The sequence below is a fragment of the Rhizobium sp. J15 genome (assembly GCF_002531825.1).
In the GTDB taxonomy this organism is placed as follows: domain Bacteria; phylum Pseudomonadota; class Alphaproteobacteria; order Rhizobiales; family Rhizobiaceae; genus Rhizobium.
Window position 1 is genome coordinate 219,522 of the sequence record NZ_NWSX01000008.1, and the last position, 23,900, is coordinate 243,421.

The following is a 23,900-nucleotide window of genomic DNA, read 5'->3' on the forward strand; positions in this document are numbered from 1 at the left end:
GGTTCGGGCCGCCCCAATGGAGCGGCCCGCCTTTTTGCTTATTTGAAGACGGCGTTAGGATTATCCAAGCTGTCGGAACCTTCAAGCTGAACCGTGCCGAGATCGAGTGCGGCAATAACGCGCTGGATCGATTTCGTCTGGTCGATCAGTCCGTCGATGGCCGCCTGGACGACGGCGTTGCCTTCCTTGTTGCCCTCGCCGATCATCTGGTCGTACTTCTCGACCGTCTCGCCGCGCTTTGCCATGGCGTTCATGGCATCGAGCGTCTTGTTGAGCTTGCCTTCCATCTCGGCATCGAGCGCCTTGTCCTTGGCGCCAACGAGGTCGTGCAGCGACGGGCCGCTGAGCTTGGTGCCGTCGGCGCGGGTGTAGTTGCCGGTATAGGCGGCGGCAATGCCGATCGCGTCGTTCAGATGCGAGTTGTAGGTGTTGTCGGAGAAGCAATCATGCTCTTCCTCGGGATCGTGCAGCAGCAGGCCGAGCTTCATGCGCTCGCCGGCAAGCTCGCCATAGGAGAGAGAGCCCATGCCCGTCAGGATCGCAACGAGGCCGGCCTTCGGATCGGCCTCGACGTTCTTCGTCGCTGCTCCGTCCGGCTTCCAGTTGTCGGTCATTTCCTGCAGGTCGGAAACGAGCAGGGTGGATGCGGATTTCAGATATTCGGCGCGGCGGTCGCAATTGCCGTGCGTGCAATTCTTGAGGTCGTAATCCGTTGCCGGGCGGTTGCCGGCGCCGGGACCGGTGCCGTTCAGATCCTGGCCCCAAAGCAGGAATTCGATCGCGTGGTAGCCCGTCGCCACATTGGCTTCGATGCCGCCGGCTTCCTGCAGCGTGCCGGAGAGGAATTCCGGCGTCAGCTTCGAGGCGTCGACATCCTTGCCGTCGATCTTGATCGTCTTGTTGGCGATGACATTGGCCACATAGAGCGAATTCTCGTCGCTTTCGCTGCCGTAGGAGGCATCGACATAGTCGATCAGGCCTTCATCGAGAGGCCATGCGTTGACCTTGCCTTCCCAATCGTCGACGATCGGATTGCCGAAGCGATAGACTTCCGTCTGCTGATAGGGAACGCGCGCCTTGATCCAGGCATCCCTGGCGGCCTTCAGCGTTTCGTCGGTCGGCGCCTTGAGGAACGCGTCGATGGCAGCGTCGAGCGCCTTTGCCGTGGTCAGCGAATCCTCGTATTTGGCGTGCGCCACCTCGGCATAATGTTTCACCACGGCGGCAGCATCGGTCTCGGCCTGCGCGGGAAGCGCGAGCAGTGCTGCGGGGGCAATCGCCAGCACGGCTGCGCGGAATTTGCGGTTAAGCGTCATGATCCTCTCCTGTGACGGATATTCCGTCTAATGGGGCTCAGTCTCTTCGCGCAAAAGCAAACTGGTGTCAAATGCTCTAGTTTGGAATGATTTTAAGGATGCGAGACCGCTTCCAGACCGCCTGTTTGAAAGGCGCCGGCCCAGGAAAATCAGCGGCAATCGCGCCGCCGTCCCGGCATCCGCCAAACGGCGTCAGCCGTTCCGCTGCATGCGGCAGAAGAAGAAGCCGTCCGTATCGGTGGAGGCGGGCGTCAGCGTCACCGAAAGGCCGTCGGAGGAGTGCGGGCGGGGCGCGTTCTTGCCGAACAGGCCGTCCCACGCGGGCAGGGCGCTGACGATCTGGAAATCAGGATTGCCGGCGGTGAAGCGGCGCACCTGCTCTTCGTTTTCCTGAGGCAGCACCGAGCAGGTGACGTAGATCAGTTCGCCGCCCGGTTTGACGAAGCCGCTTGCCTGCGCCAGCGCATCCTGCTGCTGGGCAGTGCGTTCGTCGAGGTTCTTTGCGGTCAGCCGCCATTTGGTATCGGGCCGCCGCCGCCACGTGCCGGTGCCGGTGCAGGGTGCATCGACAAGCACCTTGTCGCAGCGGCCGGCAAGGCCGGAAAGCCCTTTGACGTCGTCATGCACCTGGACATTGCGGGTGCCCGCGCGCTTCAACCGCTCGATGATCGGCGCCAGCCGCTTGCGGTCGGCGTCATAGGCATGAACCTGCCCCTTGTTCTGCATGGCGGCCGCCATGGCGAGGGTCTTGCCGCCGCCGCCGGCGCAGTAATCGAGGATCTGTTCGCCGTCGCGCGCCAGCACCAGATCGGCGACGATCTGCGATCCCTCGTCCTGAACTTCGAACCAGCCTTTCTGGAACGAAAGCTCGGCTGTCACGTTGGGAAGACGCGAGGCGCCTTCGCCTGCGGCAATCCGGATGCCGTAGCGGGCGATCTTCGCAGCATGCGCGCCGGCTCGTTCGAGCGCCTTGACGGCCTTGTCGCGGGAGGCTTTCAGGATGTTGGCGCGCAGATCGAGCGTCGGGCGGGCGGCGAGCGCCTGTGCCTCGGCAAGCCAGCCTTCACCGAAGGCCTTTTGGAAGGAGGATTGGACCCATTCCGGGATATCGCCCTGCACGTGCGGGGGTGCATCGTCGAGCAAGCGGCTTTGGAAAGCCGCGATGGCGTCAGGCGAAAGCGGCGCCGGCGCAAATTTGTCGTCCGCCAGTTCGGCGGCAAGGCTGTCCGGTGTGAAGCCCCATTGGCGGAACATGACGGCATGGGCAATGGCCGAGGCGCTGTCGTCATTCATGAGCCAGGCATGGGAAAGCCGCATGCGCAACGCGTCGTAGACGATGTTGCCGATTGCGGCGCGGTCGCCGGAGCCGGCGAAACGATGCGCAAGGCCCCAGTCCTTCAGCGCGTCGGCGACGGGTCGCTTGCGGGCATCGATGTCCGCGAGCACAGAAATCGCCCCTTCGAGGCGGCCGCCCAGACGCATTCACATGTCTCCTGTTGCCGTGGCATGTGAACGATCCGCGCGCAGAAGTTCGCGGGACGGATTGTGCACAGGTCTCAACCGCGTGGTAGCCGCGATTGGCGGCAAGAGCAAGCGCCGCTGTCGGCGCAGCTGATCGCGAGGCGTAAGCCTCAGCTGATCACTTCAGTTGTCAGCTTTAGCTGATCACTTGGTAGCAGACCTTCGCGGTGCCCGAGCTCACCATGCCGATATTCTGCGCGGCAGCGCGCGAGAGATCGAGTACGCGTCCCCGGATGAAAGGACCGCGGTCGTTGATGCGAACGACGACGGTGCGGCCGTTGTTGCGGTTGGTGACCTTGACCTTGGTGCCGAATGCGAGCGAACGATGTGCGGCAGTCAAGATCGCGGGGTTCATACGTTCTCCGGAAGCAGTTTTGGAGCGAAGTGCGTACCATGAAGCACCGCCGCATCCATTTGCAGCAAAACCTTCCGCCGGAAGCAAGGAAGAACAGGCTGCAATAGTTGCCGCGGCGATAATAGAACGGCTGATTTTCTTCAAAACGGAGTATCCCTCAACTATTGAACTCACGCCCTTGCAGGCGGCGGGGCTTAAATCCGTCGAAAAATGGCAAAAAAGTGCCGCGACTTATCACGGAATGTTACATTTTGTAATATTCGTGATGTTATTGATTAAATTTCAGAAATCGTCGGCAGCGGCGGGATGTGGAAAAAACACAATTAAATCAGCTAAAATTCGAACGAATTTTCCGAACGAATGGTAAACATTTCGGCGGTCACGAAAATCACGAAATTTTTTTGCTGACATCGCCATATTTGCTGCCACATTTCAGCAAATTCAGAGGCCGTTAACTATATTCACGGCGAAAATCGCTCTCGTAAGTCGGCAAAGTAGGAATTTTCTACTCTTTCTAATGGAAGCCGGATGTCCTCGCCTTCAGCCGCGCCAGCGTCCATCCTGCCACAATTGCGCAAGCGACATCGGATAGTTCGGGAAGGAGAACTGGAAGCCGGCGGCCTTCAGCTTCGCATTCGAAACCCGCTTGTTCTCGCCATAGAAAGAGCGTGCCATCGGTGTCAGTTCGGCGGTTTCGAAAGGCTGCTCCGGCGGCGGCTCGACGCCCATCAGCCGGGCCGCCTCGACGATCACATCCTGCGGCGGACCGGGCCGATCGTCGGTGACATTATAGATGCCGCCGAGGCGATGGTCCGAGAGATAACGTGTCGCCGCGCCGATATCCTCGACACGGATGCGGTTGAAGACCTGGTCCTTCTTGATCAGGCGCCGCGCCGTGCCCTTTTCCAGATTGCAGAAGGCATTGCGGCCCGGTCCGTAAATGCCGGAAAGGCGCAGCACCGCCGCCGGCATGCCGCGCTCCTCGCCCATCGCCAGCCAACCGTCTTCCGCCTCCAGCCGCTCCTTCGATCGTCCGGAGACGGGAACGCATGGCGTTTCCTCGTCGATCCACGCGCCCTTGTGATCGCCATAGACGCCGACGGTCGAGAGATAGCCGATCCATTCCAGCTTCGGCAGCAGGCCTGCACCGTCTTCGCCGAGCAGCCGCAGCAGCGGATCGGCCTTCCCCGGTGCAATCGACTGCACGAGATGGGTGACATCAGCCAAGGCCTGGACGAGCCGGTCTTCCATCTTTTCGCCGTCGAACAGGAATGCCTCGATACCGGCGTGGCGGAGCGCTTCGATCTTTTCCGCCGAGCGCGTCGTGCCGGACACGCGCACATTCTCACCAGCGAAGGCCTTGGCGATCGCCATGCCGGAAAAACCGCAGCCAAAAATCATCACATGCATCAGCCCACTCCCGCCAGCCGCCATTCATTCAATACGTCGTCATCGCTTTCCTCAGCCCTTTGTGCGGCAAAGGACGAGAATTCGCCAGCCTCCGTCAGCCGCGAAAGCGCCCATACCGCCATCCCCCGCACCACCGGCGAGGCATCGCCGGCGAGCATGCGACATTGCGGGATCAGCGTCTTTTCACCGGAATTGCCGGCAGCGATCAGCACGTTGCGGATGAAGCGGTCGCGGCCGATCCGCTTCACCGGCGAACCGCTGAAGAAGCTGCGGAAGGCGGGATCATCGAGGGTCAGCAGAAAGGCGATCGACGGCTCCTGCAGATCCTCTCTCGCTTTCAGCTTCATCTCCGAGGCGGCGCTCGCGAACTTGTTCCAGGGACAGACGGCCAGACAGTCGTCACAGCCATAGATGCGGTTGCCGATCAGCGGCCGGAGATCAGGATCGATCGGTCCCTTGTGCTCGATGGTGAGATAGGAGATGCAGCGGCGCGCATCGATCTGGTAGGGCGCCGGGAAGGCGGCAGTCGGGCAAATGTCGAGACAGGCGCGGCAGGAACCGCAATGATCGATCTCGGGTGCGTCGACGGCGAGATCGGCGGTGGTGAACATGCTGCCGAGAAAAAGCCAGGACCCGTGCGTGCGGCTGACGAGATTGGTGTGTTTGCCCTGCCAGCCGAGGCCGGCGGCCGCCGCCAGCGGCTTTTCCATGACGGGTGCGGTATCGACGAAGACTTTCACATCGGCGCCCGCCCGCGCCGCGAAACGCGTGGCGATCTCCTTCAGGCGGCCCTTGATGACGTCATGATAATCGCGATTGCGCGCATAAACCGATATCGCCGCTTTATCGCGCTTGTCGAGGATGCCGCGCGGATCTTCGTCCGGCGCGTAATTGAGGCCGAAGACGACGACGGAGCGAACCTCGCTCCAGAGTGTGCGGGGGTCGCCGCGCCGGTCGCGCGTCTCCGCCATCCAGTCCATCGTCCCGTGGCGCCCGGCATCGATGAACTCGCCGAGGCGCTCTTTCGCTTGCGGGATCGCGTCCGGGCGCGTGATGCGGCAGAGATCGAAGCCCTTGGCGGCAGATTCCGCTCTGACGAACTCGGTCAAATTGTCGCGGCGGCGGCGCTCTTTATCATCTTTGTCGGGCATGAAGCGCCCTCGTCAGAAATCCAGATCGGCATAATGCGAAACCGGGGTCAGGCCGCGCACGCGCTCCGTCAGCATCGGCCGGAAGGAGGGTCGCGACTTCAGCCTCTGGTACCATTCCTTGACCACGGGCGCATCCGCCCATTCGATCTCGCCGAGATAGTCGAGGATCGAGATCGAGGCGGCGGCGGCAAGATCCGCATAGCTCATCCGCTCGCCCGCCAGCCACTGGCGCGAGCCGGCGAGCCAGGTGAGATAACGCATGTGCTGGCGGATATTCGCGCGGGCCGTGCGCAAAATCTTGGAATCAGGCGCTCCGCCACCCTGATCTGATGTCATCTGCAACTTATAGACGCGCTCTCGGGCGAGCGGCTTCGTCACGTCATTTTCCATCTTCTGCATGAACCATTCGGTCAGCCGGCGGATCTCCGCCCGCTGGAAAGGGTCCTCGGCGAGCAGCCGCCGGTCGCGCTTCAGCACGCCGTGCGTCTCGTCCAGATATTCGGAGATGACGGTGGCGCCGCAAAGCGCGCGCATGCTGTCGTCGACATAAACAGGCAGCGTGCCGGCAGGATTGAGCGCCAGGAAATCCCGGCGCTTCTCCCACGTCTGCTCTTCGATCAGATCCGCCTGATAGCCGTATTCCGCCAGGATCAGCCGGACGAAGCGAGATGCAGATGACATGGGATGGTGATAAAGCGTGGGCATCGATACTCGTGCTTTATGATTGCTGTTACAGGACTGTGCGGCAGTTCATTTATAGCGCCCTAGTCATGACTCATTGGTTGAAGCTATAGGAGCTTGGCCGGGGCAATACAAGCGAATCGGATCTCACACCACCTGAGAGGGGATAAAACACGCTTCTTATGCACGCGGATAGAGGCAGCGCCTGATCGGCTCAAGCGCAGCCTGGAGCATTTCCAGCGGGAAATGCCCGCTCCGAACGACCTTTAAACCGGAGACAATTTATGGACTATATCAATGCTATTATCCTCGGTATCGTAGAGGGGATCACCGAGTTTCTGCCGATCTCGAGCACCGGCCACCTCATCATTGTGGAGCAATGGCTCGGGCACCGGTCGGATATGTTCAATATCGTCATCCAGGCCGGCGCCATTCTCGCCGTCACCATCATTTATTGGCGTCGCCTGGTGGATCTGGTGCTGGGCTGGCGCGAGCCGCAGAATCGCGATTATGCCGCCAAGCTGATCGTCGCTTTTCTCATCACCGCAATCCTGGGCCTTGTCGTCAAAAGGCTCGGCTATCAACTGCCGGAGACGGCGACGCCGATCGCCTGGGCGCTGATCATCGGCGGTATCTGGATGATCTTTGCGGAATGGGCTGCCGCGCGCAGGCCACCCCATAAGGAGATCACCTGGCTGGTCGCCATTCTGGTCGGCATTGCCCAGATCGTTGCCGGCATCTTCCCGGGAACGTCGCGCTCCGGCGCCACGATTTTCGTCGCCATGCTGGCAGGCACGGGCAATCGCGCCGCAGCCACGGAATTCGCCTTTCTCGTCGGCATCCCCACAATGTATGCCGCGAGCGGCTATGAACTGCTGAAGACCTTCAGGGATGGCGGCGCGGCAGGCGAAGACTGGACGTCTCTCGGCATTGCCTTCGTCGCCTCCACGATCGTTGCTTTCATCGCCGTCAAATGGCTTCTCGCCTATATCAGGAGCAACCGGTTCACGCTGTTTGCCGTGTATCGGATCATTCTCGGCGTCCTGCTGCTCGGCATGGCCGCCGGCGGCCTGATCCCCTAAGACGACGGTCTCTCATTGCATTCGCGCAGCTCCCAGGCGCGAATGCAATGATCCGGTCGGCCCCGCAAACAGACATGCGATGAGCGGGATGAGGCGCCGATTTTCAGATGGATAATATTGAAAGATGCTGCCGCCGTCTCGCGGCGGGCAAGATCGAGCGTTCACTTGGAAGCGCGCTGTTTCAGGCGCTTCGACCATTGCTCGTCTTTGTGAGGATGCCGGTAAGGCCCGGCATTTTCGTCAATGGGCGATCGAGGCCGTAGAGCAAGGATCGACGCCGTAGGCCGGCGAGCAGTCGCCCTTTACAGCCGCGACCGAACCCGGCGCAACGAAGGAGCCTGCAAGGATAACCAGCGCCGCACACGCAAACAGGAGCGCGATTGACTTGCCCATCGAGAAATGCCTTTCACAGTGATTGCCGCACGCTTTTCGCAGGCGTTGAGTCCGTTCGAGGACGCGCGGGTTTGGTAGTCAGTGGAATGACAAATAGCAATAAACGTTCCTGCTAAATTTGGCGTTAATTCCACAAATTTTCCGATGCGTCTTTTATGCAACGCCGCTCGATATGGCGGCAGGAAAACATCGCAAACTTGCGCCGGCTTTGCGTGCCGCGACCGACGGCAAAACGCCGCCCGCGGCATAAGCGGACGGCGCGATCAATAAACTCAAGGATGATGATCAGGCGGCCTTGCCGGAGCCCGTATACTGGCCGTGCGGCCGATACTGCACGAGGTAGGACTCGAGCACCGATGCCGGCATGGTTGGCGTGATGCCGAGGCCGCTCAGCGTGCGGCCCTCCGCCTCGGCTTCCCTCGAAACGATGTTGTCGTGCTTGAGCAGGCGCACCTGGTCGGGCGTGATCGGCGGCGTGATGAAGGGAACAAGCGAGGCGATGCTGCCGATCAGCGAAGCGATGCCGAAGGGCAGGGAGACGAACGGGTTCTTGCGGCTTATCACCTTCAGCATCATCTCGAGACATTCGCGGAAGCTCAGCACCTCGGGCCCGCCGAGCTCATAGATCTTGCCGCCGGCGACCTTGCCGTCGACTGCGCGGGCGACGGCCTCGGCGATATCCTCGACATAGACCGGCTGGAACTTCGTCTTGCCGCCGCCGACCAGCGGCAGGACCGGCGACATGCGCGCCATGTCGGCAAATTTGTTGAAGAAGCTGTCCTCCGGTCCGAAGACGATCGACGGGCGGAAGATCACCGCATCGGGCTTGATGGAGAGAATGGCTGCTTCCGCGCGGCCCTTGGTGCGGCCATAGTCCGAATCGGAATGCGCATTGGCGCCGATCGCCGAAATATGGGCGAGCGTGGCGCCGGCGCCGCGTGCCGCTTCGGCAACCGCCCGTGCGCCGAATTCCTGCACAGCATCGAAGGTGTTGCGGCCGGTCTCATGCAGAATGCCGACGCAGTTGACGACGTGGCTCGCACCGTCGACGGCACGGTCGATCGAGCTGCGATAGCGCAGGTTCGCCTGAACGAAGGAAATCTGGCCGACATTGCCGAGCGGCTGCAGGAAGCCGGCGAGATCCGGGCGGCGGACGGCGACGCGAATGCGATAGCCGCGTCTGGCGAGCGCCCGAACCACGTGCCTGCCCACGAAGCCGGACCCTCCGAACACGGTAACGAGCGGCGGCAGGTTGGCAAGGGTCATGGCAGGCTCCTCGAAAGGCTTTGCAGGATGCTGATCGGCCCCGTCTTAGCCGAATCCCGACGCGACGGGAAGGCCCATCGCACTGCGAGTTTGCGGGATGTGAAACCGCCTAACGCATCGTGCTTTCCGAAAATCGGAATCGATTTTCGGAAAGCACGATGCTTGGATTCAAAGTCCTAGAGCGTCCTTTGTGCGTCCGTAAGAACGCACGGCGCTCTAGACGCCTTCGACGACGACCATTTCCGCATCCGCCACTTCCTGGCGGATTTTCGCGGCGATCTGGTATTCCGGTGAATTGTAGCAGTCGACCGCATGCTGCATCGAGGGGAATTCGATCACGACATTGCGAGCGCGGGCCTTGCCTTCGAGTTCGGTGAGCGCGCCGCCGCGCGCCAGGAAATTCGCGCCGTATTTTTCGAAGGCGGGCTTGGCCGCCGCCACGTAATCCTTGTAGCGCTCGGCGTCGCGAACATCGACGCGGGCGATCCAGTATCCCTTGGCCATGGTCTTCTCCCTTTTTCTGCTAAAGCACGTCGCAATCTTTCAGATTCGCTCGCCGTGCTTTAGGTCTTCGTTTTTGCGCGACACGCTTTAGATCAGCGATTTGCCGGCCAGAGTGCGCTTACCATCTCGTTGAGGACAGCGCGGGCCGCCTCTCTCGGATCGGGCGCCTTGACGATCGGCCGGGCGACGACGAGATGCGTGGCTCCGGCCTTCAGCGCGTCGAAGGGCGTCATCACCCGCTTTTGGTCGCCCTTGTCGCTGCCGGTCGGGCGAATGCCGGGTGTGACGATCGCCATTTCGGGCCCGAGGATCTCGCGCACCTCGGCCGCCTCCGCAGCCGAGCAGACGATGCCGCCCATGCCGGCTGCGCGCGCCTGAGCCGCACGGCGCAGCACCAGGCTGTGGGGATCCTGGCTGTAGCCGGCGTCGACGAGATCATCGGCATCCATCGAGGTGAGTACGGTCACGCCGAGCAGGCAGAGGCCGGAACCGGCCGCGGCCGCGACCGCCGCCTTCATCGCTTTGGGATAGGCGTGCAGCGTCAGCATCGACATGCCCATCTTGGCAATGTTCTCGACGCCCGATGCCACCGTGTTGTCGATGTCGAGCAGCTTCATGTCGAGAAAGATCTTCTTGCCGCTTGCGGCAAGATCGCGGGCGAACTCCAGGCCGCCGGCAAAGACGAGCTGATAGCCGATCTTATAGAAGAGAATGTCGTCGCCGAGCGTGGAAACCAGCCTTTCCGCCTCGCCGATCGTTGGAACATCCAGGCCGACGATCAGCCGCTCGCGTGCGCCCATTGCAACTCACCCCCGCCAGTCTTCGATGGCTGTCCAGTCGCATGATAAGCGGCGATCCGCAAGGCCGAAAGCATAGAGATTGCCGCCGCCGGCCGGCTGGTCGCGGTCGCGGCCGATCGGCTTGCCCGCCAGATGGCATTTGAGCAGCGTACCGACGCCGCCATGGCCGACGAAGGCGATGGGCGCTGTCGCATCATGCGTGGCGAGAACGGCATTGACAGCCCCGACGATGCGGGCCTGCGCGTCGATGGCACGCTCCCAGCCTTTGAAGCTTTCCTCGGGATGGGCAAAAAACCAGTCGGCGGCTTCTTCGAATTGCGGCGGCGGCAGGAAGCCGGTGGCCGAACGGTCGTTCTCGTGCATGGCGTGGACGATCTCGATCGTCACGCCGGACGCCTCCGCCAGAATCTCGGCCGTCTCGATCGCCTTCGTCTCGTCGCTGGAGACGATGCGCCGCAACTGCTTGGCCCAGCCGCTCTCGGCTGCTTTGCGCGCTCGCGCCGCGCCGATATCGGAAAGCCCCCATTTCGGCACGGGGACGTCAGCATCGATCCTGACTTGCGGATGGGTGATATAGAGCCCGAACATCTCAGCCGCGCCGGTAGATCCAGAGCTGTGCCGGCGGGATGTTGCGCACCACGAAATCGAAATGCTGAATGTGGTAGCGGTCGGGATTGGCGGCGATCGGCGAGATCGCGCCGTAGGAAATCTGCACCACCGGCCGTCCGGCCGGCAGCCGGTCGAGCAGGCTTTCGAGCAGCGAGACGCGCATCGCCATCGGAAAGTTCAGAAGCGGAATGCACGAGATGACGCAATCGAACGTCTGGTCGCCGAAGGCGCCGAGCGTGGTCTTGAGATCGAAGGCATCGCCGTTGATGAAGTGCACGCCCGGATAGGTGCGCAGCAGATGCTGGTGGAATTCCGTCGAATATTCGATCGCGACCAGATTGTCCGGCTTCACGCCGCGGCCGAGAATGGCCTTGGTGATGGCGCCCGTGCCCGGTCCGAGTTCGAGCACCGGCAGGCCGGAATTGAGGTTGATGACGCTTGCCATGCGTTTGGCGGTGATGGAAGAGGTCGGCACGATGGAACCTACCGTCTTCGGCCCCTGCATCATGCCCCGGAAGAAACGGATTTCTTCATCGAATTTCTTCCCGAGATGTTCCCTCACCTTGACCCTTAAGCGCATTCTCCACCCATCCGCATGTTGATCGACTGTCTTAATATGCTCTTTGTCGCTGTCAGGACAAGAATTTTCGCAACGAAGACACCGGCATCAACAGCTCATGCCGCCTTCCGATCGGAACGAGGCACGAGATCCGCAAGCCTGTCGCTGAGATGATCGGCGTCGACGGGCGCGCGCAGCTTTTTGTCGGTGTTATCGAAATAAAGATAGACGTCCCGGCCCTTGGCTCGCGCCGGCAGCGGCTCCAGCACCCGCGTCGCGTTGTCGGGTTCTCTGCCCTTCGCCCAGGCGCGGATGCGTTCGGCCCATACGTCGAGTGCCTCATCCTCGTAGCCGCTGATGTAGAGCTGTTCGGAACCATGCAGCCGGCAATAGATGAAGTCGGCGGTGATGTCCATCAACAGCGGCCATTGCACCGTGTCGGCGCAGACCAAGGCGGCGTTATGTCGCCTCAGCATCTTGATGAACGTGGCTGAGCGGAAGCTGTCGTTGCGGATTTCGAGCGCATGGCGGATCGGCTGATGGCCGTCGCTTTCGAGCCAAGCCTGTTTGAGTCGCTCATCATGCCGCCTGGCAAGAGCTGTCGCTGCATCGTGGTCATGCGGCAGCAGCGACAGGAAATTTTCGAAACGATCGGGGTCGAAGGCCATGTTCGGCGGGAATTGCCAGAGGATCGGCCCAAGCTTGGGGCCGAGCCGCAGCAGCCCGGAAGCGAAGAAGTTGGCAAGCGGCGCCTCGATCTCCTTCAGCCGCCGCACATGGGTGATGAAGCGCGGCCCCTTGACCGCAAAGACGAAATCGTCGGGCGTTTCGTCCCGCCAGCGGCCGAAGCTTTCGGGCCGCTGCAATCCGTAGAAGGTGCCGTTGATCTCGATCGAACGGAAGTGCCGGGCGACGTAGGAAAGCTCCTGCTTCTGCGGCAGGCCTTCCGGATAGAATTGGCCGCGCCAGGGCGCATAGGTCCAGCCGGATATGCCGATGCGCACCGCTCCCGTCTTCTTCATCCCGTCATCCTCCGGTTCGACGGGAGGAAAACCGGAAACGGGCGCCTTCGTTCCCGTCAGACGCGCATCGGCATCAGCACGTAGAGCGCGTCGTCGCCGGCGGTGTCGCGGATCAGCGTCGGCGAGCCGGCATCGGCCAGCAGGAAGATTGCTTCCTCACCGGAAAGCTGCGCGGTGATGTCGAGCAGGTACTTGGCATTGAAGCCGATTTCCATCGAATCCGTATCGTAGCCGACGGCGACTTCTTCCGTGGCGCTGCCGGAATCCGGATTGTTGACGGTCAGCATCAGCTGTCCGTCGGAAAGCGCCAGCTTCACCGCGCGGCCGCGCTCGGAGGAGATGGTCGACACACGGTCGACGGCCTGGGCGAAGGTCGTGCAGTCGACGCGCATTTCCTTGTCGTTGCCGGTCGGGATGACGCGCTGATAGTCGGGGAAAGTACCGTCGATCAGCTTCGAGGTCAGAACGATCGAGCCGATCGTCATGCGGATCTTGGCGTCGGAAACTTCGACGGTCACGATCGCTTCCGGGTTGTCGACCAGCTTCTGCAGCTCTCCGACCGTCTTGCGCGGAATGATAATGCCGGGCATGCCCTCCGAGCCCGAGGGCGCATCGACATCGGCGCGCGCCAGGCGGTGGCCGTCGGTGGCGACGGCCCTGAGCTTCAGGTCGCCTTTGCTTTCGATCGTATGGAAGAAAATGCCGTTGAGATAGTAGCGCGTCTCTTCGGTCGAGATCGCAAACTGCGTGCGGTCGATCAGCATCTTCAGATCGGTCGCCTTCAGCTTGAAGGAATGCGTGAAGGTACCGGCGGTGAGATCGGGGAAGTCCGATTCCGGCAGGCATTGCAGCGAGAATTTCGAGCGGCCGGACTGCACGGTCATCGAGCCGCCGTCGGTGCTGGTGGCAAGCAGCACTTCGGAACCGTCGGGCAGCTTGCGCACGATATCGTAGAGAAGATGGGCCGGAACGGTGGTGGCGCCGGCCTGCTCGACGCTCGCCGGCGTCGCCTCTGTGATCTCGAGGTCGAGGTCGGTCGCCTTCATGTCGAGGTTCTGGCCGTCGGCCTTGAGCAGCACGTTGGACAGGATCGGGATCGTGTTGCGACGTTCGACCACGCGGTGGACGTGGTTCAGCGATTTCAACAGGTTTGACCGCTCAATAGTAATACGCATGGGATGCTACCGCTTTCGACCGTGACTGTCCGGGCGCTTCGAGCACCCGAAGAATGCCTGTCCCGACCTGAGGCCGGGGGAGTGGACGGGCAAAATGGCAGACTTCAGCACCGGTTTGCAAGAGGCATGGACGGCTCCGTGCCCGCATTTGCGGTTTTCCGGAGCAATCCTCACAGAAATCCGGACCCTTGCCGAAGCCGTGCCGCTCGCCCATAAAGGCCGATGAACCGGCAAGGCGCCGGCGGGACGGAAAGCAATCGGCATGAATGAGGAAACGACAGCGGAAGCCGCCGGCCGGAAAAGCTTCCGCCTGCACAATATGGCAGTGCCGGCGCGGCCGCTGGAGCCGGCGCTCTATCTGGTGGCGACCCCGATCGGCAATCTCGGCGACATCACGCTGCGCGCATTGGAAACGCTGGCCGGCGCTGACGTGCTCGCCTGCGAGGATACGCGCGTCACCCGCGTCCTGCTCGATCGCTACGGCATCCAGAACCGTCCCTTCGCCTACCACGAACACAATGCCGACGAGGCCGGGCCGCGGCTGCTGCAGGCGCTGGAGGCGGGCCGGTCGGTGGCGCTGGTTTCCGATGCCGGCACGCCGCTCGTCTCCGATCCCGGCTATCGGCTGGCGCAGCAGGCGATTGCGGCAGGTTATCGCGTCATCCCCATTCCAGGCGCCTCGGCGCCGCTCGCGGCCCTTGTCGGTTCCGGCCTGCCGAACGACGCCTTTCTGTTCGCCGGTTTCCTGCCGGTCAAGGACAAGGCCCGCCGCGACCGTCTCGGCGAACTTGCCGCAGCACCCGCGACGCTGATCTTCTTTGAATCGCCGCATCGCATCGGCGCGACGCTTCTCGCCGCGGCCGATGTGCTGGGCGGCGCCCGGCCGGCCTCCGTCTGCCGCGAACTGACCAAGACCTATGAGGAGTTCCGCCGCGGCACGCTGGCCGAGCTTGCCGCGCATTATCAGGAGGTGGATAACGTCAAGGGCGAGATCGTCCTCGTCGTCGGTCCGCCGGAGCCGGCGGAAACGCCCGCAGCCGATGTCGAAGCCATGCTCGCCGATCTCTCGAAGACCATGCCGACGGCAAAGGCGGCGACCGAGGCCGCCCGTCTCACCGGCCTGCCGCGCAAGGTGCTCTACCAGCGCCTGCTGGAAATGAAGGGCGCCGATGGGCGATAACAATCTTGCTGCCATCAGAAGGAAGGCGCTGCGCCGCGGCCGCGTGTCGGAATATGCCGCGGCCGTCTTCCTGATGCTGAAGGGCTACCGCATCCTCGCTCTGCGCCACCGCACGAAACTGGGCGAGATCGATATCATTGCCCGCAAGGGCGATCTCGCCGTCTTCGTCGAGGTCAAGGCCCGCCATGGCGAGGCGGCGGCTGTCGATGCCGTCTCCATCGCCTCGCAGAAGCGCATAAGGGCGGCAAGCGACCTCTGGCTCGCCCGCCAGGCCGATCATGCCCGTCTTTCGCAGCGCTACGATATTGTGGCGATCATGCCCGGCCGGCTGCCGCGGCACTTTCCGGATGCCTTCTAGGGCATGATGCCGAAAAGTGTGAGCGGTTTTCGGACGACATCATGCTCCAAAGCCCGTCGTGCAAAGATCGCGACGTGCTTTCGCCCAGTGCCTTTTCGGTTCAACAGTTCGAGATCGTTAAAATTTTACTTCCGGCTTGAACGGCCTCCTTACGACTCTCTGCTATCTCCCGCCTTGGTAGGGTGGCAATTGGGGGTTGGTTCATGGCCTTGAAGATGATGCTTGCAAGCGCGGTCGCCATGGCGGCGCGATCGGTGCCTTATGTCGCGCTGAAGCCGGCCGGGAAATCCTTCGTCGCCCATGCGAGCGACATGCTGCCGCTGAAATCGACGCCGATCAATCCGGACTGGATCATCAGCGGCAATCCCGAAGCCCGCACCGCCGAACATTCGCGCGGCCATGACGAGGCCTCGCTGACGGCGATCTGGGACTGCACGGCGGGCGAATTCCGCTGGTATTTCGGCTGGGACGAGACCGTGATGATCCTCGAAGGCGAGGTCCATATCACCGCCGAGGATGGGACGGAGCGAACCCTCAGCGTCGGCGACGTCGCCTTTTTCGCGGGCGGAACCTGGGCAAGCTGGCGGGTCGACAACTACGTCCGCAAGGTTGCCTTCCTGCGCAAGCCTTTCCCGAAGCCCCTGGCGATCGCCTATCGTCTCCGCAACATGCTGCGCAATGGCGGCAACCAGGGCATCGCCGCCTGATATCCGCCGCCGGCAGCAGCCGGTCATGCGTTAATCGGGCTGAGGCGGGGCGGTCGTCTCCCCCTCCAGCACCTCGCAGGGAAACAGGATCGGATTGTCGAGGGCAGGCGCGGTGCGCTTGTTCAACAGGACAGCCACTGCGGCTGCGGCCACGTCCTGAATCGGCTGTTTCACCGTCGTCAGCCGCGGCGTCGTCATGCTGGCGAGCGGGATGCCGTCGAAGCCGACGATGGAAAGCGCTGCCGGAATCGGGATTCCGAGATCGTGGGCCGCCCTCATGCAGCCGATGGCCTGCTGGTCGGAACTTGCGAATATCGCCGTCGGCCGCTCGTTGCGGGCGCGCGCCAGAAGATAATTCCCCGCGGAACGGCCGCTCTCATAGTCGAACGCCGCCTCGGCGATCAGCGGCGGTCCGGCCAGTTTCGGGCCGCCCGCCTGTTCCATGGCGTCAAGATAGCCTCTCAGTCGGTCGTTGGCCGGGACGGAATCTCCGGGCCCCGAAATGAAGCCGATGCGGCGATGGCCGAGCTTCAGAAGATGCTCGACGCCGAGACGGACGCCGTTGCGGTGGTCGGAGGCGATGCCGGAATAGCCGGGCATGAGACGGTCGACGACCACGATCGGCAAGCCTTTCGGCAGCTTGATCGTGTGGAAATCATTGCTGGGAACCAGAATGATGCCGTCGACCTTCCGGCTCGTCAGCTGTCTGATGCGATCAGCCTCCTTGGCGGCATGATCGAGCGAGGTCATGACGATGATATTATAGCCGTGATTGGCCGCCGCCTGTTCCGCCGATTGCACCAGTTCCGAGAAGAACGGATTGGTCAGATCGGGAATCACGATGCCGATGAGGCGACTGACCTTGCTGCGCATGCTTCTCGCGGAGGGGTCGGGCGTGTAGCCGAGTTCCTTGATGATGTCGCCGACGCGCGCCCGCAATTCCTTCGTCACCGAGGGATGATCGTTCAAAACCCTGGAAACGGTCCCGGTGGAAACACCCGCAAGCCTGGCAACGTCCCTGATCCCGACCTTTGACATGACAGAAATGGATGCCCTTCATCTTCGCCTTCGAAAGAACGCCCGAGGCGCCTGATCGAGGCTTTCAGCTAATGGTCTTTGCCGCCCTCGTCAAAGGGCTGCCGTTCATTTCGATGGCCAGTTTCCACGGCGATGCGGCGAACATTACATGGAAACGGTTCATCATCCAGCTTTCCCCGGCGTCGATCAATATGGTTACAGCGAGCGATTTGCGCTGATTTCGTCGGCTTGACAATTTCTGGAGGCATGTTACCCATTTGGCGTTGGAAACGGTTCATTTGCCGCGGGCAACTCAGATGGAGCTGAGGCCAGGGCCGTTCGGGAGGAAAAATGTCCAATTTTAAGAATGAATCCGCCTTGATCAATGCACCGCGCCGTGCGGCCTTGAAGCTCGGCCTCGCCGGCACCCTGGTGCTGGCGCTGTCCTGCGGCGTGTCGCCGGCCTTTGCGGCCGAGAAGCCGAAGGTCGGCCTGATCATGAAATCCTTGTCGAACGAGTTCTTCAAACAGATGAAGGCCGGCGCCGACAAATATGCGGCCGAAAACAAGGACAAGTTCGATTTCAAGGCCGTCGGCATGAAGGACGAGCGTGATTTCGCCGCTCAGGTCGATGCCGTCGAAAACTTCGTCACCCAGAAATACGACATCATCGTCGTCGCGCCCGCCGATTCGAAGGCGATGGCCACCCCGCTGGCAAAGGCGGTCAAGGCAGGCGTCAAGGTCATCAATATTGACGTGCCGCTCGATGCCGATGCAAAGAAGGCGGCCGGCATCGATCTCGCTTTCTTCGGCCCTGACAACAAGGAAGGGGCAAAGCTTGCGGGCGATGCGCTTGCCAAGGATCTGGGCCCGGGCGCCAAGGTCGTCATCCTCGAGGGCAATCCCGAGGCCGACAATGCCAAGGAGCGCAAGCAAGGCTTCATGGACTCGGTCAAATCGGGCAAGCTCGAGCTTCTCGACAGCAAGACTGCCCATTGGGAGACCGAGGAAGCCAATACCGTCATGACCAATTTCCTGACGAAGTATAAGGATATCCAGGGCGTCATGGCCGCCAACGACTCCATGGCTCTCGGCGTCGTCAAGGCTCTCGATGCGACCGGCCAGGCCGGCAAGATCAAGGTCGTCGGCTTCGACAACATTCCGCCGGTTCAGCCGCTGATCAAGGATGGCAAGATGCTCGCCACCGTCGAGCAGTATGGCGCGCAGATGGCGGTCATGGGCATCGACTATGGCATGCGCGAACTTGCCGGCGAGAAATTCACCGGCTGGGTCAAGACCGACGTCAAGCTCGTCACGTCAGCCGATCTCAAATAATCGGGATTGCCGACTGCAAGGTAAAGGAGGCGCCGGCCGATGGCTGGCGCCAGCCGCTCCCGATGAGGCCTGCTTTCGGCCTCGGGATGTGCGCCGCGTGTCCCTTTACGCATAAACGGCGCTGCAACATTCCGAATTGAACAGACCATGCATGAGGCCGACGTGTCAGACGCACCAGATGACGACATCCTGAAGCTGGAAGGAATCGGCAAGCGCTTCCCCGGCGTCGTGGCGCTCAAGGATGTTTCCATGCGGATCGGCCGCGGCAAGGGGCACGTTCTTCTCGGTGAAAACGGCGCGGGAAAATCGACCCTGATCAATCTGCTCGGCGGCGTCTTCCGGCCGGATGACGGCCAAATCCTGTTTGATGGCCAACAGTATCATCCGTCCTCGCCCCTGGAGGCGTTCAGGGCCGGCATCCGCGTCATTCACCAGGAATTGCATCCGCTTTCCAACCTGACGGTCGCGGAAAACCTGCTCTTCGAGCATCTGCCGCGCCGATATGGATTGGTGAACTACAAGGCGATGAACAAGAGGGCCTCCGAACTCCTGGAAGAGGTCGGCCTCGACGTCGCCCCGACGACGCTGGCGAGCCGCCTCAGCGTCGCGCAGCTTCAGCTCGTCGAGATCGCCAAGGCGCTTTGCTACGAAAGCAAGCTTCTCGTTCTCGACGAACCCACGGCAACCCTGACCTCCAAGGAGGTCGATCGCCTCTTCGAAATTCTCAAGCGCCTGAAGAGCCGAGGCGTGACCACGCTCTACATCTCCCACAGGCTGGAGGAGATCTTCGAAGTCGGCGACGATGTGACGGTGCTGCGCGACGGCCAGCACGTGATCACCCGCCCGCTGTCCGGTCTTGCCATTCCTGACATCGTCGAGCTCATGGTCGGCCGCAAGCTTTCCGATCACGGCGTCTTCCGCAGCGACAGCGCCGTATCCGGCGAGGCGCTCGGCGTTTCCCGCCTGAAGGTGACGCGCAACAGCCCGGAACTGTCCTTCTCCGTGGCAAAGGGAGAAATCGTCGGCATTGCCGGCCTTGTCGGCAGCGGCCGGACGGAGGCGGTTCGCGCCATATTCGGCGCCGACGCCAAGGCAGCCGGCGAAATCCGTTTGAACGGCGAACCGGTCGAGATCAATTCGCCCAAGGATGCCGTTGCGGCCGGGCTGTGTCTCGCGACCGAAGACCGCAAGATGCAGGGCCTGATGCTCGACATGAGCTGCGCCGAAAACGCCACCATCACCGATCTCGCCAAGATCTCCCGCAATGGCCTGATCAGCGGCAAGGCGGAGGATGGTCACGCAGAGCGTCTGGTGCGCGAGCTCAGGATCAAGACCCCGTCCATCCGCCAGGCCGTCAGGACGTTTTCCGGCGGCAACCAGCAGAAGGTCGTCATTGCCAAATGGCTGTTCCGCGGTCCCAAGGTCCTGATTTTCGATGAACCCACCCGCGGCATCGACGTCGGTGCCAAGGCCGAGATCTATGAGCTTCTGTGGAAGTTCGCGGCCGAGGGCAAGGGTGTCCTTGTCGTGTCTTCGGATCTGCCGGAGCTCATCGGCATCTGCCATCGCATCATCGTCTTCTCCGACGGCAAGATATCAGGTGAAATAGTCCGGGAAGATTTCGACGAGAGCAGGATCCTTTCGCTTGCCTACAAGGAGTACAGCCGTGTCCGCCAGCATTGAAAAACAGACCGAGGCGAAAGAGATGGGCTTCTGGGACAAGCTCATCCGGATCTCGATGAAGGAGGCGGGCGTCGCGATCGCCCTCGTCCTGATCCTGGCGTTTTTCTCGGCGACGGCACCCTATTTTGCCACCCCGGAGAACTTCCTGAAGATCTTCGTGCAGATCGCCATCAATACGGTGCTTGCCTCGGGCATGACCTACGTCATCCTCGTCGGCGGCATTGATCTTTCTGTCGGCTCGCTGCTTGCCCTTTGCACGGTGATCGGCGCGACGATCATGATCAATCCGGCGTTTTCGCCATGGCAGGCAATCGTTCTCGCCTGCATGGCGTCGATGGGCACGGGTGCCGTCCTTGGCGCCATCAACGGCTGGATCTGCGAGAAGTGGAAGCTTCCGTCCTTCATCGTCACCCTCGGCATGCTGAACGTCGCAAGCGGCTTGGCCCGCGTCGTCAGCGACAATTCGACGATCACCGGCCTGCCGCAGCCTTTCGTCGATTTCGGCAACCTGATCTTCTGGGGCGTCTTTCCGTCGATCTTCCTGATTGCGATCGTCGTCGTCCTCATCGGCTGGTTCGTGCTGCGCTACACCGTCTTCGGCCGCTTCGTCTTCGCGATCGGCACCAATGAAGAGGCCGTGCGGCTGTCGGGGCACGCGCCGAAGAAATACAAGATCGCCGTCTTCACGATCTCCGGTCTGACGGCCGGCATTGCCGCCATGGTCTATCTGCTGCGCCTCAATGTCGGCAGCCCGGTCGCCGGCATCGGCTACGAGCTGAACGCCATTGCCGCGGTCATCATCGGCGGCACCAGCCTTTCGGGCGGCAAGGGCTCGATCATCGGCACGCTGGTTGGCGCCTGCATTCTGCAGGTCCTGTCGACGGGATTGCAGCTGCTCGGCGCCGACGACAATATCAAGCCGATCGTCATCGGCGCGGTCATCGTGCTCGCCGTCGTTCTCGACAGCTATCGCGGCCGGCTGATGCGGATGCTCGAAACGCGAAGCCCTTGATTGGCCGTTGCGTTTGATATCGGGCCGACCTACATCTGTCCGGCATTCAGCGAGGGACGGAAATGGCCAAGATCACCAATGTAGCGGTCCAGATGGATCATGTCGCCGGCATCAACATCGCAGGCGATTCCACCTTCGCGATGAGCCTGGAGGCGCAGGCGCGCGGCTACCGGCTGTTCCATTACACGCCTGAGCGCCTGAGCTTCCGCGACGGCAAGCTCTTCGCCAGCGTCGAACCGATGCTGCTGCGCGACGTCAAGGGCGATCATTTCGAACTCGGCGCGTCCGAGCGCGTCGATCTCTCGACCATGGATGTGGTGCTGCTGCGCCAGGACCCGCCCTTCGACATGGCCTATATCACCTCGACGCATCTGCTCGAGCGCATCCATCCGAAGACGCTTGTCGTCAACGACCCGGCCTGGGTGCGCAATTCGCCGGAAAAAATCTTCGTCACCGAATTTGCCGATCTGATGCCGAAGACGCTGATCACCAAGGATCCGGCCGAAATCCGCCGCTTCCGCGACGAGATGGGCGACATCATCCTGAAGCCGCTCTACGGCAATGGCGGCGCCGGCGTCTTCCACTCCACCCGCGACGACCGAAACCTCTCCTCGCTGCTGGAAATGTTCGGCCAGCTGTTCCGCGAGCCCTTCATCGCCCAGCAATACCTGCCCGACGTACGCAAGGGCGACAAGCGCATCATCCTGGTCGACGGCGAATTCGCCGGCGCGATCAACCGCGTTCCGGCCGAGCACGACAGCCGCTCCAACATGCATGTCGGCGGCCGCGCCGAGGCGACCGAGCTGACGCCGCGCGAAAAGGAAATCTGCGAACGCATCGGTCCGGCGCTGAGAGAACGCGGCTTCCTGCTCGTCGGCATCGACGTGATCGGCGATTACATGACCGAGATCAACGTCACCTCGCCGACAGGCATTCGCGAGGTCAAGAAGTTCGGCGGCGCCGATATCGCAAGCCTGCTTTGGGATGCGATCGAGCGCAAGCGCGGCTGAGCCTCCCGGCCGCAGCCGGAGACACGTGCATGATCGGATACAACCAAGGTCACTTGACGCATCCGAATATGTTCCGCGACTGTTCTTGTTTTATTCTTGTTTCCATGCAAGATTGCAACCGCTGGCCTTAAAGGCCGCAGGGCGGTAAGTAGAGTTTGCTGGGCAAGGGGTAGGCGGATGGTCGCGCGCGTCAGTACGGTTGCATTTCAGGGTATCGAAGGCGTGCCGGTCGAGGTCCAGGTCATGATCGCGCCCGGCAAGGTCGGAATGCAGATTGTCGGCCTGCCCGACAAGGCGGTTGCCGAAAGCCGCGAGCGCGTGCAGGCGGCCCTGCATGCTTCCGGTCTGGCGCTGCCGGCAAAACGGGTGACTGTCAATCTGGCGCCTGCCGATCTTCCGAAGGAAGGCTCGCACTTCGACCTTCCCATCGCGCTCGCTTTGATGGCCGCCCTCGGCGCCATTCCCGCCGATGCGCTGTCGGATTTTGTCGTCGTCGGCGAACTCAATCTCGATGGAACGATCGCCGCCATTGCTGGCGCTCTGCCGGCCGCTATCGGCGCCAATGCGCTCGGCAAGGGGCTGATCTGCCCGGCCGAAAGCGGCGCGGAAGCCGCCTGGGCCGGTGCCGACGTCGATATTCTCGCACCCCGCAGCCTGATTGCCCTCGCCAATCATTTCCGCGGCACGCAGGTGCTCTCCCGGCCGGAGCCGTCCATCCGCGCCAACGCCGCCAACCTGCCCGACCTCGCCGAGATCAAGGGCCAGGAGAGCGCCAAGCGCGCGCTCGAGGTCGCGGCCGCCGGCGGCCATAACCTCCTGATGGTTGGGCCTCCCGGCTCCGGCAAGTCGATGCTGGCGGCAAGGCTGCCCTCCATCCTGCCGCCGCTTTCGGCGGCCGAGCTGCTTGAGGTGTCGATGGTCCATTCGATCGCTGGACAGCTCACCGGCGGCAAGCTGTCCGATCGCCGGCCGTTTCGCACCCCACATCATTCCGCCACCATGGCCGCCCTCGTCGGCGGCGGCTTGCGCGCCCGCCCCGGCGAGGCCTCGCTTGCCCATCACGGCGTACTTTTCCTCGATGAGTTTCCCGAGTTCACGCCGCAGGCGCTCGATGCCCTCCGCCAGCCGCTCGAAGGCGGCGAATGCGTCATCGCCCGCGCCAATCACCGCGTCTCCTATCCGGCGAAATTCCAGCTGATCGCGGCAATGAACCCCTGCCGCTGCGGCATGGCGGGCGAACCCGGCCACACCTGCGCCCGCGGCCCGCGCTGCATGAGCGATTATCAGGCACGCATCTCCGGCCCGCTGATGGACCGCATCGATATCCGCATAGACGTGCCCGCCGTCTCCGCCGCCGACCTCATCCGCCCGATGGCCGCCGAGACCAGCGCCGACGTCGCCCGCCGCGTCGCCCGCGCCCGCGAAATCCAGCAGGAGCGTTTCGAAGCCGCCGGCGCCAAAGGCATCGGCACCAATGCCCGCTGCTCGACCGCGATGATCGAAAAACTCGCCGAACCCGACACCGGCGGCCTGCAACTCCTGCGCGACGCCGCCGAAAAAATGAAATTCTCCGCCCGCGGCTATCACCGCGTCCTGAAGGTCGCCCGCACGCTGGCTGATCTCGACGATAAGGCGACGGTCGGCCGGATGCATCTTGCCGAAGCCATTTCCTATCGTATCGCCGGAGAGAGGCTGACGGCTGCGGCCTGAGATAGAGGCGAATAGCGAATAGTGAATGGCGAATAGTTATTGAC

Annotated in this window: 26 protein-coding genes; 11 read left to right on the forward strand and 15 right to left on the reverse strand. The window is 62.2% G+C overall.

Annotation, left to right across the window (positions count from 1 at the left end; genetic code table 11):
- Positions 1 to 38: 38 nt before the first annotated feature.
- The 3 genes from CO670_RS10230 to CO670_RS10240 all read right to left on the reverse strand — a co-directional run bounded on the left by CO670_RS10230 (position 39) and on the right by CO670_RS10240 (position 3,327).
- Complete coding sequence (locus CO670_RS10230; protein WP_097590122.1) at positions 39 to 1,316, reverse strand: imelysin family protein; 1,278 nt, start codon at positions 1,314 to 1,316, stop codon at positions 39 to 41.
- 192 nt (positions 1,317 to 1,508) lie between these two features.
- The gene (locus tag CO670_RS10235) at positions 1,509 to 2,798 is read right to left on the reverse strand and encodes an RsmB/NOP family class I SAM-dependent RNA methyltransferase (protein ID WP_097590123.1); all 1,290 of its coding nucleotides are present in this window, start codon (positions 2,796 to 2,798) and stop codon (positions 1,509 to 1,511) included.
- A 175-nt stretch (positions 2,799 to 2,973) separates the two neighbouring features.
- A complete protein-coding gene (locus tag CO670_RS10240) occupies positions 2,974 to 3,327 on the reverse strand; it encodes a septal ring lytic transglycosylase RlpA family protein (RefSeq protein WP_245425782.1) in 354 nt (117 codons plus the stop codon).
- Here CO670_RS10240 and CO670_RS33345 point away from each other — a divergent pair.
- Positions 3,212 to 3,559 (forward strand): hypothetical protein, encoded by a 348-nt coding sequence (locus tag CO670_RS33345; protein ID WP_245425783.1) that lies wholly within the window; start codon positions 3,212 to 3,214, stop codon positions 3,557 to 3,559. The two genes, CO670_RS10240 and CO670_RS33345, sit on opposite strands and share 116 nt — an antisense overlap.
- Positions 3,560 to 3,732: 173 nt before the next feature.
- Here CO670_RS33345 and CO670_RS10245 read toward each other — a convergent pair whose 3' ends face one another.
- The 3 genes from CO670_RS10245 to CO670_RS10255 are packed head-to-tail and all read right to left on the reverse strand — an operon-like array spanning position 3,733 to position 6,458.
- Positions 3,733 to 4,602 carry an SDR family oxidoreductase gene (locus CO670_RS10245; RefSeq protein ID WP_097590125.1) on the reverse strand — a complete coding sequence of 290 codons (870 nt, stop codon included), beginning with the start codon at positions 4,600 to 4,602 and terminating at the stop codon, positions 3,733 to 3,735.
- Entirely contained in the window at positions 4,602 to 5,753 is a 1,152-nt protein-coding gene (gene queG, locus CO670_RS10250) for a tRNA epoxyqueuosine(34) reductase QueG (RefSeq protein WP_097590126.1), read from the reverse strand. The genes CO670_RS10245 and queG overlap by 1 nt, the downstream gene beginning before the upstream one ends.
- 12 nt (positions 5,754 to 5,765) lie before the next feature.
- Positions 5,766 to 6,458 (reverse strand): glutathione S-transferase family protein, encoded by a 693-nt coding sequence (locus CO670_RS10255; RefSeq protein WP_088676556.1) that lies wholly within the window; start codon positions 6,456 to 6,458, stop codon positions 5,766 to 5,768.
- Positions 6,459 to 6,718: 260 nt separating this feature from the next.
- Between CO670_RS10255 and CO670_RS10260 the strand changes: the two genes are divergently transcribed.
- Positions 6,719 to 7,516: an undecaprenyl-diphosphate phosphatase gene (locus tag CO670_RS10260; protein WP_097590127.1), complete on the forward strand. Its 798-nt coding sequence runs from the start codon at positions 6,719 to 6,721 to the stop codon at positions 7,514 to 7,516.
- Positions 7,517 to 7,756: 240 nt separating this feature from the next.
- Here the strand turns inward: CO670_RS10260 and CO670_RS32915 are convergent, their stop codons facing one another.
- From CO670_RS32915 to dnaN, 8 genes are all read right to left on the reverse strand, one after another.
- On the reverse strand, positions 7,757 to 7,909 hold the full coding sequence (locus tag CO670_RS32915) for a hypothetical protein (RefSeq protein WP_088676558.1): 153 nt from the start codon (positions 7,907 to 7,909) through the stop codon (positions 7,757 to 7,759).
- Between the two features lie 285 nt (positions 7,910 to 8,194).
- Positions 8,195 to 9,175, reverse strand: coding sequence for a complex I NDUFA9 subunit family protein (locus CO670_RS10270; protein WP_097590128.1), 981 nt, complete (start codon positions 9,173 to 9,175; stop codon positions 8,195 to 8,197).
- A gap of 216 nt (positions 9,176 to 9,391) precedes the next feature.
- Positions 9,392 to 9,679, reverse strand: coding sequence for a DUF1330 domain-containing protein (locus CO670_RS10275; protein ID WP_012482361.1), 288 nt, complete (start codon positions 9,677 to 9,679; stop codon positions 9,392 to 9,394).
- Positions 9,680 to 9,771: 92 nt separating this feature from the next.
- Positions 9,772 to 10,479 (reverse strand): orotidine-5'-phosphate decarboxylase, encoded by a 708-nt coding sequence (pyrF, locus tag CO670_RS10280; protein ID WP_097590129.1) that lies wholly within the window; start codon positions 10,477 to 10,479, stop codon positions 9,772 to 9,774.
- 6 nt (positions 10,480 to 10,485) lie between these two features.
- A complete protein-coding gene (locus tag CO670_RS10285; protein ID WP_097590130.1) occupies positions 10,486 to 11,067 on the reverse strand; it encodes a histidine phosphatase family protein in 582 nt (193 codons plus the stop codon).
- Position 11,068: 1 nt separating this feature from the next.
- Positions 11,069 to 11,668, reverse strand: a complete 600-nt coding sequence (pmtA, locus tag CO670_RS10290) for a phospholipid N-methyltransferase PmtA (RefSeq protein WP_097590131.1) — start codon at positions 11,666 to 11,668, stop codon at positions 11,069 to 11,071.
- A 95-nt stretch (positions 11,669 to 11,763) separates the two neighbouring features.
- Positions 11,764 to 12,669 (reverse strand): DUF72 domain-containing protein, encoded by a 906-nt coding sequence (locus CO670_RS10295; protein ID WP_097590132.1) that lies wholly within the window; start codon positions 12,667 to 12,669, stop codon positions 11,764 to 11,766.
- Between the two features lie 56 nt (positions 12,670 to 12,725).
- Entirely contained in the window at positions 12,726 to 13,844 is a 1,119-nt protein-coding gene (gene dnaN / locus CO670_RS10300) for a DNA polymerase III subunit beta (protein ID WP_088676565.1), read from the reverse strand.
- A 262-nt stretch (positions 13,845 to 14,106) separates the two neighbouring features.
- Here dnaN and rsmI point away from each other — a divergent pair, with 262 nt between their 5' ends.
- The 3 genes from rsmI to CO670_RS10315 all read left to right on the forward strand — a co-directional run bounded on the left by rsmI (position 14,107) and on the right by CO670_RS10315 (position 16,089).
- Entirely contained in the window at positions 14,107 to 15,024 is a 918-nt protein-coding gene (rsmI, locus tag CO670_RS10305; RefSeq protein WP_097590133.1) for a 16S rRNA (cytidine(1402)-2'-O)-methyltransferase, read from the forward strand.
- Entirely contained in the window at positions 15,014 to 15,382 is a 369-nt protein-coding gene (locus CO670_RS10310; protein ID WP_097590134.1) for a YraN family protein, read from the forward strand. Before rsmI ends, CO670_RS10310 begins: the two co-directional genes overlap by 11 nt.
- A gap of 203 nt (positions 15,383 to 15,585) precedes the next feature.
- The gene (locus CO670_RS10315) at positions 15,586 to 16,089 is read left to right on the forward strand and encodes a cupin domain-containing protein (protein WP_088676568.1); all 504 of its coding nucleotides are present in this window, start codon (positions 15,586 to 15,588) and stop codon (positions 16,087 to 16,089) included.
- Positions 16,090 to 16,119: 30 nt separating this feature from the next.
- Here the strand turns inward: CO670_RS10315 and CO670_RS10320 are convergent, their stop codons facing one another.
- Positions 16,120 to 17,127 carry a LacI family DNA-binding transcriptional regulator gene (locus CO670_RS10320; protein WP_097590135.1) on the reverse strand — a complete coding sequence of 336 codons (1,008 nt, stop codon included), beginning with the start codon at positions 17,125 to 17,127 and terminating at the stop codon, positions 16,120 to 16,122.
- A gap of 11 nt (positions 17,128 to 17,138) precedes the next feature.
- Here CO670_RS10320 and CO670_RS10325 point away from each other — a divergent pair, with 11 nt between their 5' ends.
- The 6 genes from CO670_RS10325 (at position 17,139) to CO670_RS10350 (ending at position 23,856) form a co-directional block, all read left to right on the forward strand.
- Positions 17,139 to 17,345: a hypothetical protein gene (locus CO670_RS10325; RefSeq protein ID WP_097590136.1), complete on the forward strand. Its 207-nt coding sequence runs from the start codon at positions 17,139 to 17,141 to the stop codon at positions 17,343 to 17,345.
- Between the two features lie 112 nt (positions 17,346 to 17,457).
- A complete protein-coding gene (locus tag CO670_RS10330) occupies positions 17,458 to 18,441 on the forward strand; it encodes a sugar ABC transporter substrate-binding protein (RefSeq protein WP_097590137.1) in 984 nt (327 codons plus the stop codon).
- A 147-nt stretch (positions 18,442 to 18,588) separates the two neighbouring features.
- Positions 18,589 to 20,124 (forward strand): sugar ABC transporter ATP-binding protein, encoded by a 1,536-nt coding sequence (locus tag CO670_RS10335; RefSeq protein ID WP_097590138.1) that lies wholly within the window; start codon positions 18,589 to 18,591, stop codon positions 20,122 to 20,124.
- Entirely contained in the window at positions 20,108 to 21,136 is a 1,029-nt protein-coding gene (locus CO670_RS10340) for an ABC transporter permease (RefSeq protein ID WP_097590139.1), read from the forward strand. Before CO670_RS10335 ends, CO670_RS10340 begins: the two co-directional genes overlap by 17 nt.
- Positions 21,137 to 21,198: 62 nt before the next feature.
- Entirely contained in the window at positions 21,199 to 22,146 is a 948-nt protein-coding gene (gshB, locus tag CO670_RS10345) for a glutathione synthase (RefSeq protein WP_097590140.1), read from the forward strand.
- Positions 22,147 to 22,323: 177 nt separating this feature from the next.
- Positions 22,324 to 23,856 carry a YifB family Mg chelatase-like AAA ATPase gene (locus tag CO670_RS10350; RefSeq protein ID WP_097590141.1) on the forward strand — a complete coding sequence of 511 codons (1,533 nt, stop codon included), beginning with the start codon at positions 22,324 to 22,326 and terminating at the stop codon, positions 23,854 to 23,856.
- The last annotated feature ends 44 nt before the right edge of the window (positions 23,857 to 23,900 follow it).